This is a genomic window from Pseudomonas sp. SCA2728.1_7 (genome assembly GCF_018138145.1).
Lineage (GTDB): Bacteria > Pseudomonadota > Gammaproteobacteria > Pseudomonadales > Pseudomonadaceae > Aquipseudomonas > Aquipseudomonas koreensis_A.
On the sequence record NZ_CP073104.1, the window covers coordinates 249299 to 262057 of the forward strand.

The following is a 12759-nucleotide window of genomic DNA, read 5'->3' on the forward strand; positions in this document are numbered from 1 at the left end:
GGCCATTCTTACGGCGGGCACGCCCCGCATTTCATCCGCAATGCGTTACTGGTCGCCATGGCCAACACCCTGATGCTCGCAGACGCTCAGGCCGCATGCGGGCCTTTGGCGGCGGGTGCCTACAACGTCTCGCAAACCTGTTCGGGCTGTCGTTGTCCGCCGGGACCATCGACGCCGGCGTCAGCCACTACACTCGGCGCGCCGCCGGCGAAGACACCTTGCGCGCTTACGGCGTCGGCGCCTACTGGACGCACTTCGGCCCGTCCGGCTGGTATCTGGACGGCGTGTTGCAAGTCAACCGCTTCGACATCGAAGCCAAACCCAACGACATGGCCAAACTGAAAACCCGTGGCTGGGGCTACACCGCATCGCTGGAAAACGGCTACCCGTACGAAGTCGACAAAGACTGGTACATCGAGCCGCAATTGCAGGCGATCTACAGCTACGTCGATCTGGACAGCAGTGATGACGTCGGCGCGAAAATTCGCTTCAAGGACGTCGATTCACTGATCGGCCGCGCCGGCGTGCGCATCGCCAAGGACTGGGACACCGAAGGCGTCGACAAGAGCGCACGGCGCACCAACGGCTGGATCCGGCCGAGTATCTGGCATGAATTCAAGGGGCAGCCGAAAACCGAGTTTTCCTCCGAGTCGGGCTACATCCCGTTCGAATCCGACATTCAGGGCACGTGGGGTGAAGTGAATGTCGGGGTGGATTACCAGGCCAATCAGCGCACCACATTTACCGCGTCGGCCGGCTATCGCCAGGGGTTCGACGGTGACAGCCACGGGTATGACGCGATGTTGGGGTTCAAGATAAATTTCTAGCGCACTCGGGTACACCGCATAACCCTGTAGGCCTTCGCCTGCTCGCGATAACGGTGTGTCAGGTGTTCATTTGCTTCTGACACACCGTTATCGCGAGCAGGCGAAGGCCTACATTGAATGGCTTGCTGACGCTCGGCCCTATATCCTTCACGCCTGTTTGAAGGATTGAATTAGGGAAGAATTACATGCCGTTCAGGGTGATGGTGGTCGGTGGTTACGGAAATTTCGGCAGCATCGTGTGCAGGCATCTGGCGTCGACGCCGGACATCGGCCTGGTGCTTTCGGGCCGTGATCCGCGCAAATTGCAGCGCAAACTCGATGAGTTGAACAGCCAATCGGGCAACGTCTGCGAAGGCTGGTGCGGCGACGCCATGGGCAGCGAATTCAAAGCCGCATTGCGGGCGATGAATATTCAATTGGTCGTGCACACCGGCGGGCCGTTTCAGGGGCAATCCTATGCGCTCGCCGAAAGTTGCATCGACGCCGGTGTGAATTACTGCGACCTGGCTGACTGCCGCACCTTCGTCAACGGCATTCACGTTCTCGACGCGAGAGCGAAACTGGCCGGCGTGGCGATCCTCAGTGGTTGCAGCTCGGTGCCGACGCTGTCGTCGGCAATCATCGATGAACAGCGTCAGCGTTTTTCCCGCATCGACTCGATCGAACACGGCATTTCCTCATCGGCGAAAATGCCGGGCTTGTCGACCATCGAAGGTGTACTCGCTTACGCCGGCAAACCGATCAAACAACTGAAAAACGGCAAGGTGCATGAAGTGTCCGGCTGGCTGGACCTGACCTTGCGCAAAATGCCGCAGATGGGCACTCGTCTGCTGGCCAACGTTGATGTGCCGGACATGGACATCTTTGCCGGTCGTTATGGCGCGCAGACCCTGAAGTTCAAGGCTGGCGCCGGGCTTAAACTTGGTGGCGTTGCCAACGGTCTGTTGGCTCAGGCGCTGAAAGTCGGGCTGGTGCGCGACCATGCCTTGTGGGCCGGCAGACTGCATCGCCTGGGCACGCATTTCGAGCGTTTCGGCGATGGCAAAAGTGCGATGTACATCGACGTGCAGGGCCTTGGCGTTGACGGCAAACCGCTGTCGATGACCGCGCAACTCACCGCCCTGAACGACAAAGGCCCGGAAATCCCTAGCTGCGCCGCCGTGGCACTGGCGAAAAAAATGGCTTCAGGCTACGTGCCGGCCGCCGGCGCCCGACCGTGCGTGGGCGAAATCAGCGTCGCCGAGTACATGGCCGCGATCAACGATCCTGACAACCTGAGTCTGGCCGTGCAGTTCTCGGACGGGCAGCGCTGACATGCTCTACCTGTGCCTGAAGTACCTGCACATCATCGCCGCGATCTTCCTGTTCGGCTTCGGCATGGGTTCCTACCTCTACCTGATCGCCGCCAGCCGCACGCGCAATCCACAAGTGATTGCCCACGTTGCGCGCATGGTCGTGGGCTTTGACACCTGGATCACCACGCCGGCCGGGTTCGTGCAGATCATCACGGGGTATCTGCTGATGCGCCTGTCGGGGCTGAGCATGAGCACCGAGTGGGTGCTGACCTCGCTGATCATCTTCTTCTGCGTCGGCTCGCTGTGGTTGCCGGTGTTGCTCCTGCAGAAGCGGCTGTGTGTGATGGCGACGAGTGCGAGCGAAGTGGGGGCGGGGCTGGATGAGCAGTATCAAGCCGTCTACCGGAAATGGTTCTGGATGGGTGTGATGGGTTTCGCCGGAATGTTTGTCATCGTACTGATGATGGTCACGAAGATGACGCCGGTGCAGTTGTTTAACTTTCTGGTGTAGGTGCGGTGGCTTTCAGGAAGCGCTGTTCATGATCAGGGTTCGGCAGCAGGCAAGTGTCGTACTTGCCGAACAGCCGATAGCGGTTCAGCGCAATGCGATCGTAGGCCCAGTCGCGCAAGCCGCGGGGGAATACGCGCAGCAGGCGCAATGGCTGCCAACGGACGGGTAGTTGGCTAATGACTTCGAAGAACGCGTCCGAACGCTCCCAGTAGTGACGATCACGAATAACGGCCATGGTGTCGAATTGATCTATGGGCAGGCCGGCCCACGCGAGCAACGCCTGCCCCTCTGGCGACTGCACCGCTGCCAGACGTACGCGATGTTGATGATCGTGGCGAATCAAAAAACGCGCCCAGCCATTGCAGAGTTTGCACACGCCATCGAACAAGACCACCGATTCGCCGGGGTTGAGGAACGGGGCGGGGGTCGGGCGGTTTTTTTCGGAGGGCATAGGGTTTGTGTTCAAGAGGTCGGGTGTTGCGATCATAGCGCCGCAAGCAGTTGTTCGCGAATAACTGCCTCAGGCAGAGCCGTGGATATAAGGAACAGACCCCGTTTAGACGCGTGATCTGCCTCCCGACGATGTCAAACCGCTGCTTCACCCCCGTGAATGTCCCTGACTCGATCCTTGGAACCGGCCCGAAGCGTATGCCGAAACTTCAACGCCGGCCGCTCGACGCAATAGTACGAAACACCACTCAACAAGAATGACAGCACCAATACCGTTGCAACCCTGGCCCAATCGAATGAGGTGATCGGCCAAAAGCCGTGCAGGAAGTAAATCACCACGAAGTGATTGAGGAACACGCCGTAACTGATGTTTCCCAGAAATTCGTCAAACCGGTGAAATTTCAGTTTTGTCAGCCAGTACACGGCAGGGATGCCCAGGGCAATGCCTGCGGCCACTTCGGCGTTGAACGGTCGGCGGTCGATCCAGCCCGCCATGATCGCCACGACGATCATGGCCGCCGCCACGGCGGTGCCTGTGGCGATTGCCAGACCCTTCGCCTGCGGTTTGTAGAGGTAGCTGCCACACAGGAATATAAACAGGACGCCCGGCAACAGGCGGTAGCCGTAGTAGTCGGTGTTGATGAATCCAAGACACGCGGGAATGAACACCGCGACGGACAACGCGAAAGCAACGCCCCGTGCTCGGTAGATGAGCAGGAACGGGATCACCAGATAGAAGCACATCTCAAGCCCGAGCGACCAGGCCGGAGGCAAAATCCACGTTCCGCTCGCGCCGAACATATAGAAACCGAGGGGCACGATCGCGAGGTTCGCGGCGATGTTTCTGAAGGTCAGTTCGGCCCACTGTGGCGTGCCGGGCAGCAGGAAGTAGATCACCGCACAAGAGACGAAGAAATAGAACAGGAATTGCGGATAAAGACGCAAGGCTCGGTCCAGGTAGAACCGGCCGACTTTCTCGGGGGCCTTGTAGTTGCGCTCGATCAGTGAGGTCATCACGAAACCACTGATGAGCAGGAAGGAAATCACGGCAACCACTCCTGGGTTGAACCCCATGAACGTCTTGCCCATATGCGAAACAGCGACCAGGACGGCCAAAAGCAAACGGAAGGCTCCCACGTGTATCCCCAAACGACCTTGTAGTTATGGCGGGTAAATTACGATGGTTTTTGGGGGGATGACAGGTTTTTCTCTGCGCTCGGGGCTAGGGAATTTCAGGATTTCGGAGAATGCGGGATTTATGCGAGCCATTCGCAGTGGGCGAGAGCGCTCGGCACGGAACCAAGCGCTCAGGGTAGGGCGGGGCACTTACGGCTCCACCCTGACGTTTCAGCCTTTGTTTGCGTTTAGCTTGCGCAGTTCTTCGTAGGTCGCCGACTGGACGAACCAGAAGCCGGAAATGATGCACCAGCACAGGGTGCCGGCCACGAAGATACCCAGCGCCGGGAGGAACCCGCTGGTGAAAATCGCGACGATAGCGACCAGCCAGATGAACGCCAGGGAGAGATAGAGGACGGTGTTGTTGACGCTGATGACGAAGTCTTTCACGGGGGCATATTCCTTGCAGGATGTAGAAAAATTCCCCCTCTCCGGGGGGCGAACGCATGCTATCACATTGCCTTCACGGTTCAAGGAAGGGGAACTCATTGCCGGCTGGAATGGGGACGGATTTATTTATCAGGCAGACCGGTCGCTTCTGGCCGAAATCGGACGTCCCTGAGCGGCCACTATCTGCTGACCGTGGGCGAATGGGCCGGTGGCGGTGGTTTCCAGAGAGCGTGAGAAGTTAGCGGCGGATTTGCGACAGTGTGTCGATTCGATTTTCCTGGTTATCCAAAATCTTTCTCGACATACACCAGCGTAGCGTCACCATTTAAGCTTGCTGAAACGTTTCACCCAGTTTATAAAAAGCGCACAACTCCAAGAAAGGCTGCTGCCATGACCCCGCTCAAACTCGTTGTTGCCCTCAGCGCACTGTCCGCTGCCTCCCACGCCATGGCCTGGGATTACGTTCTGCTCGACACCGACAAAGCCGCCCAGAACTGGCAGATCACCAGCCAGCAACTCGGCATAAAAACCGACAAACCCTTCAGCGTTACCCTGCGCACCTTGCATGGCGGTCGGCAGGAGGGCGTCAGCATTGTCGACATCGATAACGGTACGATGAAACTCTCGGTAGTGCCGACACGGGGAATGAATGTCCTGCAGGCCTCGGTCGGCAATGTGCGCATGGGCTGGGATTCACCGGTCAAGGAAGTGGTCAATCCGTCCTTCATCGAACTCAATGGCCGCGGTGGTCTTGGCTGGCTGGAAGGTTTCAATGAGCTGGTCACCCGCTGCGGGTACGAATGGGTTGGCCACCCCGGCGTTGACAACGGCGAACTGCTGACCCTGCACGGTCGAGCCGCCAACATTCCTGCGAACAAAGTCACTCTGCACATCGATGAAACACCACCGTACGCCATCACCCTGCGCGGCGAACTGAAAGAGCAGGCGTTCAAGAAGGTCGACTTCTCCGTCGCGACGGAACTGGTCACCGAACCCGGCAGCGTCGTGTTCGACCTCAACGACACCCTGACCAACAACGGCGACTATCCGAAGGAATACCAGGCGCTGTATCACAGTAACTTCAGCACCCCGTTCCTGGAGCAGGGCGCTCGTTTCGCCGCGCCGGTGAAGCAAGTGTCGCCGTTCAACGACAAAGCCAAGGGCGATCTGCCCGAATGGCAAACCTACCGCGCACCGACCAAGGACTACGACGAAACGGTTTACAACGTGGTGCCGTATGCCGATGCCAAGGGCGATACGTTGACCGTGTTGCATAACAAAGCCGGCAGCCTGGGCGTTTCGGTTGGCTTCAATACGCAGACACTGCCGGTGTTTTCCCTGTGGAAAAACACCGATACCCAAGGCCAGGGATATGTCACAGGGCTGGAGCCGGGGACAAGTTTTTCCTACAACCGCCGTTATCAGCGGCCACTGAACCTGGTGCCGACAATCGGGCCGAAGGAACACAAGCAGTTCCGCATCAGCTACAGCTTGTTGGCGGATAAAGCGGCAGTGGATAAGGCCTTGAAGCAGGTGAGCGAAATTCAGGGTGGACGCGAGACCGAGGTGCGGCAGACGCCGTTGGTTGATCTGACCAAGGAGTGACACCGGCCTGGGCATTGTCGGCCGATGAGCTGCTCGCAATGACAGAGACTGTCGGCTCTTGGCCAAAAGCAGGCGCATTAAGCGTTCTTGATCCCTCTGTGGCGGATACCTGACCGCCGCCACAAAGGGATCACCCCTCAATCCACCGGCACAACCTTATCCAGCGCTCGATTCACCGCCAATTCCCCCAGCATCACCACTTGCGCAATGCCCAGCGCAGTTTTGCGGTGGCCTGGGTCCAGGAGGGCGGCGAAGTTGCAGAGCATTTCGGTGGCTGAGCTGAGGGACTCGCTGGCGTTAACCAGCAGGGACTCGCTGTCGTAGTCGGCGTTGGCCAGAAACATGGGGGCGTGTTTCTGGTCGCTGCCCATGATGCGTTGGGTTGGCGTGAGGTAGTAGTCGAGGGCGCGTTCGGCGGCTTCGTGGAATTTCTTGGAGTCGGGTGACTCGTAGGGGGAGGCCGGATCTGTTTCCGGCGGGTTCGGCGTGATCTTGAACATCTTCTTCTTTTTCCTGTGGTGTGGCCGCCGCACCGAGCTACTAAACAGGGGGTGGCAGCTGTACGCAGGTTAGTAGACCGGGGAAAAGAAGAAAGCCGGCGCGCCCGAGGGCGCCCTACGCACAGCCGCCATCAAGTGCAGGTACGTGAATACCTTTTGATGGACGCTTGTGCACTTTCATTTACCACGGGCTACTAAACCCGATCACTGGGAATCAGTGATGCGAACCAAGTTACCGGTGGCCCTCAAGACGCACAAGCCGGCGGATTCTGGCGTAGTCGTAGGCAACGGCGCAAGACGTTGTAGCCTTAAGCAGGTAACGCGACGTGTCTTTTAAACAACCACAAAAAACTCCTAAACAAGCCTCATCGACGCGCCGTTCAAAATGACATTCGTCGGCCCGCCCTACAGCTCAGGCAATGGCCTGGAACCCTCACGCCCAGACACGCACCAACACTAGGTTGCAACCCAAAAAGACGAGGAGGGATACCCATGTCAGTTCATCCGATTCTGTTTCTGGGCGGCTCCGGCGCCATCGGCCACCGTTCTGCCAAAGCGTTGCGCGCCGCGCACCCCGACGTACCGTTACTGATCGGCGGCCGCGACCTGGCCAAGGCTCAACAAGCCGCCGAGGAAATGGGCGGGGCGCAGGGCGTAGTCATTGATCCTTCTGCCGATGACTTGGGGCTGGGTGATCGCCCGATCAGCGCCGTGGCGGTTTTCTACATGGATCATTCCCTTGCCGGGCTGCGTTTTGCGCAGCAGCGCAAGGTGCCGCACTTGAGCATTTCGTCCGGCATTTTCGAGATTGCGCCGCAAATCGCCAGTTACATCCATCGCCCTGACGCGTCGCCCATCGTGCTGGGTTACGAGTGGATGGTGGGCGCGACGACGGTGGCGGCGCTGCACATTGCTGAGGCGTTTTCCCGGGTGCGCGATATCCGCATTGATGCGTTGGTTGACGAGCAGGACGGCGGCGGGCCGGCCGTGGCCAAAGATTTTGAACACTTGAGCAAAATGCTGCCCGCCGCCCTGACGCGGCGCGATGGCAATTACATCTGGCGTGAAGGTGAGGAGCAGAACGTCAGCTTCCGTGCGGTGGACGGCACATCGATGCAAGCCTCTGGCTTCTCGTCCATTGATGTTACCGGGCTGGCTGCCGCCACCGATGCGCCAAATGTGCAGTTCAATCTGGCCAGCGGGGTGAGTTCTTCGCGGCGCGCGGGTCGGCCGATGTCGACCGAAATTCTCATCGAAATGGTCGGCGAGGATCGCCAGGGTCGGACGTTGCACACACGTCATGCCGTCGTTCACCCGGCAGGCGCCGCAGCGTTGACAGGGCTCAGTGTGGCCATGTTGCTGGAACGACTGCTTGGGCTGGATGGCAAACCACCCACTCCGGCAGGTCTGTACTTCCCTTATCAGTTGCTCGATGCCGGTGCGTATCTGGAGCGTTTGAGTAAAGAGGGCGGTGAGTTGCTTGAATTGAAAGTGCGGTAAGGAAATTTCTTTCGTTAATGCCGACCGTTCTGATAGATCCGCTGGCGAGCCTTGATGTGCTCGCCAGCGGTCATTTACCCTCACGGCGACTGCCAAGCCCCGCCCTCCGCAACAGGCACCTCACCCAGATCATAAGGGTTGACCCCTTCAAGACAGCCGACATTGAAACCAAACTCATGCGGATTGGTGCTGCGTCGGTGATGTGTGTAGATCCCGCAGTTGCCGCAGAAAAAGTGCTCGGCCACTTGCTGGCCAAAGCTGTACTTTAATAACGCTGATTTACCGCGAACCACCTTCAGGTCAGCCGCCGGCACTGCCGCCACGATTGCGCCTCGGCGTTTGCAGAACGAGCAGTCGCAGCGATGGGGCGGGGGCAGGCCGTCGGGCAAATGGATTTCGAGGATGACCGCACCGCAATGGCAACTCGCGCGATGGTCGCGGCGGATCAGCGTATTACCGATTTGTTTGAGCATGGCTATGCCTCTGTCCAGTCCACGGTCGCCGTTTCACGCCACTTCACTTCGGTAATGCCAAAGCGCTCGGCCTGGGGTTTGGAGATGACCTTCAACGGTGGTTTGCCGGGTTTGGGAATTGGCGCGATGCCGGCATCGCAACTCGCCCAATGCCAGGCATCGGCATTGCGCATGGTTTTCGCGCGGATGACGAATGATTTTGGCTGGCCGTGAAGTTTGTATTCGATGACGAAGATGTCGACGTTGCTCATGCGTTCCTCCTTACGCTCATACGCAAATGAGTTTTGCCGACAAAAAAAATTCAAAGGATTTTCGGAGTTTGTTTCAGGCTGCTGAGAATTGTTTTGAGTTGAACGGCTGGAGCGGGCGCAAGCCTAAAGATCAAGCCTTGCCGAGTAGACAAGGGGACGAAAAATCCAATCGATTTCAACCCCGGAGGTAGCCGTTGACCAAGACGATCAGTGCCAGGGATTTGAACATTCAGCTCAAGCACAACGATGACGGTTCCCTGTTCAAATGGCTGCTTGCCAGTTTCCTGATGGGCAAGCGGATACAGGCCGAAATCGCTGCAGAAGCCTATCGGGTGATTGCCGATAAACACGGGCGCGATACACCGCGCAAACTGGCCGCGTGCAGCCATCGTGAACTGGTCGCGATGCTCGGGGAAGCGCATTACGTGCGTTATGACGAGACCACCGCCGTACGGCTTCACGCCTTGGCACGCCGGTTAAACGACGAGTACGCGGGCAAGGTCTGCCATATGGTCGAGGCCAGCGCTGATCGCCAGGCGTTTGAGAAACGGCTGGCGGAGTTCGACGGCATCGGTCCGAAAACCGTGGAAATCTTCATGCGCGAAGCAAGCGCTGTACTTGGCTTTTGATCGCAGGCAGCAATCCAGTCACGGTCACTGCCGGGATCATTCGAAGGCTACCTCACTCGACGACCAGAACGATTGATCGCCAACAGGCACAGCCCGACCAGCAATGCAGCGCCTGCAACCAGGAGCGCCGAAGGTTGCATCGGTTGGCGCAAGCCTGCTGCTGTGTGCCGCTGCGATATCGCCCGAGGTCGGGTTTCAATAGCTATTTCGTCAAGCGTCTGCAATGGCGTAACGACCTCTGCCTGAAACGGCATTTCCTCGATGCTCAGACGCAGGCCGTCTGTCAGCTCCAGTGTCCGTGCGGTGATAGTGCCGACGATTCTGTCCGGATAAACCGGTTCGCCATTGGGATCGAGTTGGTCATACAGGAATTTTTGCCCTTCAAGCCAGCCCACGGCCGTTTGCAACTCGGGGCCCAGGTAATACTTGCCATCGAGGAAAAATCCGGAAAATTGCGGCGCGCGCTCGACGCTTTCAATGCGATAACGCTCACCCGGTTTCATACCGGTTTCAGGGGCAATCATGGTCAATCCCTCCGCTGTAGGTTCAGCGGTAGAGAACAGGGAGCGACCGTCGTTCCATGTAAAGGAGGAAAGGTAGCGGTTGTCTTGATCAACAGCCTGGATCATTCAGGAGAGCAAACGTACGCCTGAGCGGATCAGTCCCTTTGCCGTCAACTCCCGAATTTTTTCCCGCAGTGTTTCGCGCTCTGCCTTCGGTGTTACCGGATCGACAACCAGATATTGCCTGTCGCACCACGATTCGATTTGGCCGATCCAGTAGGTTTGTCCGACGTGCCCCGTGTCGAGGCGGCTTAACAAGTAGCCGACTTGTTGCCAGGTCGGCAGCAGTTGGAAAGTGGCGCTGCGCCGCGCCAACGGGAGTTCATGCCAGTCTTGATCAAGTTTGGCTTTCACTCCACGGATCAACAGCGGCCAGGACACTTTGTCCAGTCGCGCAATCACCACCGAAAAAACTTTATCCGACGGATCGTCGAGTGCCGCGAACAGTTCAGGCAATTGATCATCGCGAAGCAGGCGCGCGGCGGCTTGTCGCACGGTAACAAAAGCCGAGCGTAATGCGCGGGCGTGCCAGTGCTCTGGCAACGTGCCAGCGAGTTCAGTGGTCAGGCCGATCACGCCCAGCCAGTGTTGTTTTGCCGTGGGTAACGGCTGACTCAAGCGCTCGGCGAGGACCGCGTGCGCATCAACGTCGTTACGCGGTGCCGCCCACAGCGCCAGATTGCGGACGGCAGGTGACACATCCAACAAGGCTTCGTGCAGTACAGGTTTCGGATCGGCGAGTAGCGGCAGCAGCGCATGAAGCACACGCACACGGATTTTGCCGCCGGGCCGTGACATCGCTTCAAGGAGCAACGGCAGACTTTGCGGCGCCGGCAACATTGCAGTCGCCGACACCGCCATCAAACGTACGGTCAACTCGCGATGAGCTAAAGCGCTGCGGAGTAGGGTTTCGGGGTTCTCAGGATTTTCCAGCAACAGCGTAAACAGGTAACGCGCGGCTTTGCCTTGGCGATCCAAGAAATCGGCGTACACCTCGTCCCGGCATTTCGCCGATTGCAGCATTGCGCGAACCGTCGATAAGGTCTGGCTGTGGTCGACTCGGCGTTGCGCTGCCAATGCCATCAAGGGTTCGAGAGCGGACAACCAGGCCTGGGTATGAACAGGGGAGAGGTAGTGTTGCAGGCCCGCCGCCGCCAATTCGCGCACCTGCGGGACCCAATCGTTCAGGCGTTCGATCAACACCGCCAATGCTTCGGCAGACGCTTGCCTGCACATTTCTCGCACAGCGACTTCACGAACAAAACCGTTGGCGTGATTACTTACGTCTGCCCATGTGCCGGTGCTGCCGACGTGAGCGAGTATTTCCAGCGCGTCGTTGCGTCGGAAGTCCTCATAAGTGGCAGGCTGTCCTTGCTTGCGTGCCAACCGGGTCAGCCAGTCTTGTGTGGTGTTCATCGGGCAGTGCGTCCTTGCGGGGGCAAATTGTTTTGCGCAAAAGCGTCTGCCTACGCGACTGGCGCCCGAGCACAAAATATCTTCGCTGCCATCCGGGCAGTGCGACGAGCCACGGCTCGTCGCCATGATTCCGGATGGATTGTCCATGGCCCAGACACGCCTTCGCCCGACACAGGCCGGGCGAAGGTGCACAACGCAATCGCGATCAATAATCCCAGATCGCCGGAATCCAGCGAAACGCCTCGCCATTCACGGCAACACGGCCCACCGATGGAAACGGCAGGTGCGTGGCGACAAACAGTTCGCCACTGGCCGCAGCTTCCTGCAATAGCCGGACGCGCACGCGCACCGCTTCATTCGGGTCGTGCTCGAAGCCGTTGTGCCAGTCCGGGTGGTCGAAGGCCACCGGGAACAGGGCGTCGCCGGCGAAGGTCAGGCGTTCGTCGCCGGAGCTCACGTAGACCACGCAGTGGCCCGGGGTGTGGCCGCCGGTGAGTTTGGCGACGACGCCAGGGGCGACTTCGAACGCGTCTTCGAAGATGCGCAGTTTGCTTTGATATTGCTGGATGAACGCGTTGGCGGTGGAGCGCAATACATCCGGCACCGGTGCGGGCATGTCGGTATAAGTGAAGTCCGGCGAGGTCCAGAAGTCGACTTCGGTGGCGGTGACGTGGATGCGCACGTCGTCGTGCAGACGGTTTTTCACCGTGTCGACAAGCAGGCCGCCGATGTGGTCCATGTGCATGTGGGTGATCACGATGTCGGTGACATCGCGTAGGTCGATACCGGCCGCCGCGAGGCGTTTGGGAAATTGTCCGGCGCGGGGGAAACCGGGGAACTGCCCGCCGAGGCCGGCGTCGACGAGGATCACCTGTTCGCCGCTACGCACCACCAGCACGTTGAGTGCCCAGTCGAATGCGTCGGGGCCCAGATACATCTCCTTGAACCACGCAGCACGGGCTTCGGGATCGGCGTTGGTCGACATGGTCTGGGTCGGCAGCGGCAGGACGCCGTCGCTGATCACCATCACGTCGATGTCACCCAGGCGCAGCGCGTAGCGCGACGGCACCAGTTCTTCGGGCGGGGTTTGCAGGGTGGCGCTATTGGCGGTGAATGAATCCAGATGCACGGTCATGGTGTTCTCCTTGTACTCAGGCAAGACATCGGTTCGAG

At 58.9% G+C, this 12759-nt stretch carries 15 protein-coding genes; 6 read left to right on the top strand and 9 right to left on the bottom strand.

Annotated features, from left to right (window positions below; all coding sequences use genetic code 11):
* Window positions 1-95 precede the first annotated feature (95 nt).
* The 3 genes from KBP52_RS00995 to KBP52_RS01005 all read left to right on the top strand — a co-directional run bounded on the left by KBP52_RS00995 (window position 96) and on the right by KBP52_RS01005 (window position 2633).
* Window positions 96-827, top strand: coding sequence for an autotransporter outer membrane beta-barrel domain-containing protein (locus tag KBP52_RS00995; RefSeq protein WP_249122229.1), 732 nt, complete (start codon window positions 96-98; stop codon window positions 825-827).
* Between the two features lie 185 nt (window positions 828-1012).
* Window positions 1013-2140, top strand: coding sequence for a saccharopine dehydrogenase NADP-binding domain-containing protein (locus KBP52_RS01000; RefSeq protein WP_212621782.1), 1128 nt, complete (start codon window positions 1013-1015; stop codon window positions 2138-2140).
* Window position 2141: 1 nt separating this feature from the next.
* Window positions 2142-2633, top strand: a complete 492-nt coding sequence (locus KBP52_RS01005) for a DUF2269 domain-containing protein (protein ID WP_212621783.1) — start codon at window positions 2142-2144, stop codon at window positions 2631-2633.
* Here the strand turns inward: KBP52_RS01005 and KBP52_RS01010 are convergent.
* The 3 genes from KBP52_RS01010 to KBP52_RS01020 all read right to left on the bottom strand — a co-directional run bounded on the left by KBP52_RS01010 (window position 2617) and on the right by KBP52_RS01020 (window position 4649).
* Complete coding sequence (locus KBP52_RS01010) at window positions 2617-3084, bottom strand: thiol-disulfide oxidoreductase DCC family protein (RefSeq protein WP_123593275.1); 468 nt, start codon at window positions 3082-3084, stop codon at window positions 2617-2619. The two genes, KBP52_RS01005 and KBP52_RS01010, sit on opposite strands and share 17 nt — an antisense overlap.
* A 134-nt stretch (window positions 3085-3218) precedes the next feature.
* Window positions 3219-4220, bottom strand: coding sequence for an acyltransferase (locus KBP52_RS01015; RefSeq protein WP_212621784.1), 1002 nt, complete (start codon window positions 4218-4220; stop codon window positions 3219-3221).
* 210 nt (window positions 4221-4430) lie between these two features.
* On the bottom strand, window positions 4431-4649 hold the full coding sequence (locus tag KBP52_RS01020; protein WP_007916145.1) for a hypothetical protein: 219 nt from the start codon (window positions 4647-4649) through the stop codon (window positions 4431-4433).
* Between the two features lie 390 nt (window positions 4650-5039).
* Here KBP52_RS01020 and KBP52_RS01025 point away from each other — a divergent pair, with 390 nt between their 5' ends.
* On the top strand, window positions 5040-6254 hold the full coding sequence (locus KBP52_RS01025) for an aldose 1-epimerase family protein (protein ID WP_212621785.1): 1215 nt from the start codon (window positions 5040-5042) through the stop codon (window positions 6252-6254).
* Window positions 6255-6391: 137 nt separating this feature from the next.
* On the opposite strand, the gene KBP52_RS01030 is transcribed toward KBP52_RS01025, so the two are convergent.
* On the bottom strand, window positions 6392-6754 hold the full coding sequence (locus KBP52_RS01030) for a DUF6124 family protein (RefSeq protein WP_137216923.1): 363 nt from the start codon (window positions 6752-6754) through the stop codon (window positions 6392-6394).
* Window positions 6755-7246: 492 nt separating this feature from the next.
* Between KBP52_RS01030 and KBP52_RS01035 the strand changes: the two genes are divergently transcribed.
* The gene (locus KBP52_RS01035) at window positions 7247-8254 is read left to right on the top strand and encodes an NAD(P)-dependent oxidoreductase (protein WP_212621786.1); all 1008 of its coding nucleotides are present in this window, start codon (window positions 7247-7249) and stop codon (window positions 8252-8254) included.
* A gap of 80 nt (window positions 8255-8334) precedes the next feature.
* Here KBP52_RS01035 and KBP52_RS01040 read toward each other — a convergent pair whose 3' ends face one another.
* Together KBP52_RS01040 and KBP52_RS01045 are read right to left on the bottom strand one after the other, a co-directional pair.
* Window positions 8335-8727 carry a GFA family protein gene (locus KBP52_RS01040; protein ID WP_077572546.1) on the bottom strand — a complete coding sequence of 131 codons (393 nt, stop codon included), beginning with the start codon at window positions 8725-8727 and terminating at the stop codon, window positions 8335-8337.
* A 2-nt stretch (window positions 8728-8729) separates the two neighbouring features.
* The gene (locus KBP52_RS01045) at window positions 8730-8978 is read right to left on the bottom strand and encodes a DUF6555 family protein (RefSeq protein WP_077572547.1); all 249 of its coding nucleotides are present in this window, start codon (window positions 8976-8978) and stop codon (window positions 8730-8732) included.
* Window positions 8979-9172: 194 nt separating this feature from the next.
* Here KBP52_RS01045 and KBP52_RS01050 point away from each other — a divergent pair, with 194 nt between their 5' ends.
* Entirely contained in the window at window positions 9173-9607 is a 435-nt protein-coding gene (locus tag KBP52_RS01050) for a DNA methylase (RefSeq protein WP_077572548.1), read from the top strand.
* Between the two features lie 47 nt (window positions 9608-9654).
* Here KBP52_RS01050 and KBP52_RS01055 read toward each other — a convergent pair whose 3' ends face one another.
* The 3 genes from KBP52_RS01055 to KBP52_RS01065 form a co-directional block, all read right to left on the bottom strand.
* On the bottom strand, window positions 9655-10131 hold the full coding sequence (locus KBP52_RS01055) for a short chain dehydrogenase (RefSeq protein ID WP_077572549.1): 477 nt from the start codon (window positions 10129-10131) through the stop codon (window positions 9655-9657).
* Between the two features lie 105 nt (window positions 10132-10236).
* Entirely contained in the window at window positions 10237-11586 is a 1350-nt protein-coding gene (locus tag KBP52_RS01060; RefSeq protein ID WP_123593270.1) for a PBS lyase, read from the bottom strand.
* 205 nt (window positions 11587-11791) lie between these two features.
* Window positions 11792-12721 (bottom strand): MBL fold metallo-hydrolase, encoded by a 930-nt coding sequence (locus KBP52_RS01065; protein WP_212621787.1) that lies wholly within the window; start codon window positions 12719-12721, stop codon window positions 11792-11794.
* Between the last annotated feature and the right edge of the window lie 38 nt (window positions 12722-12759).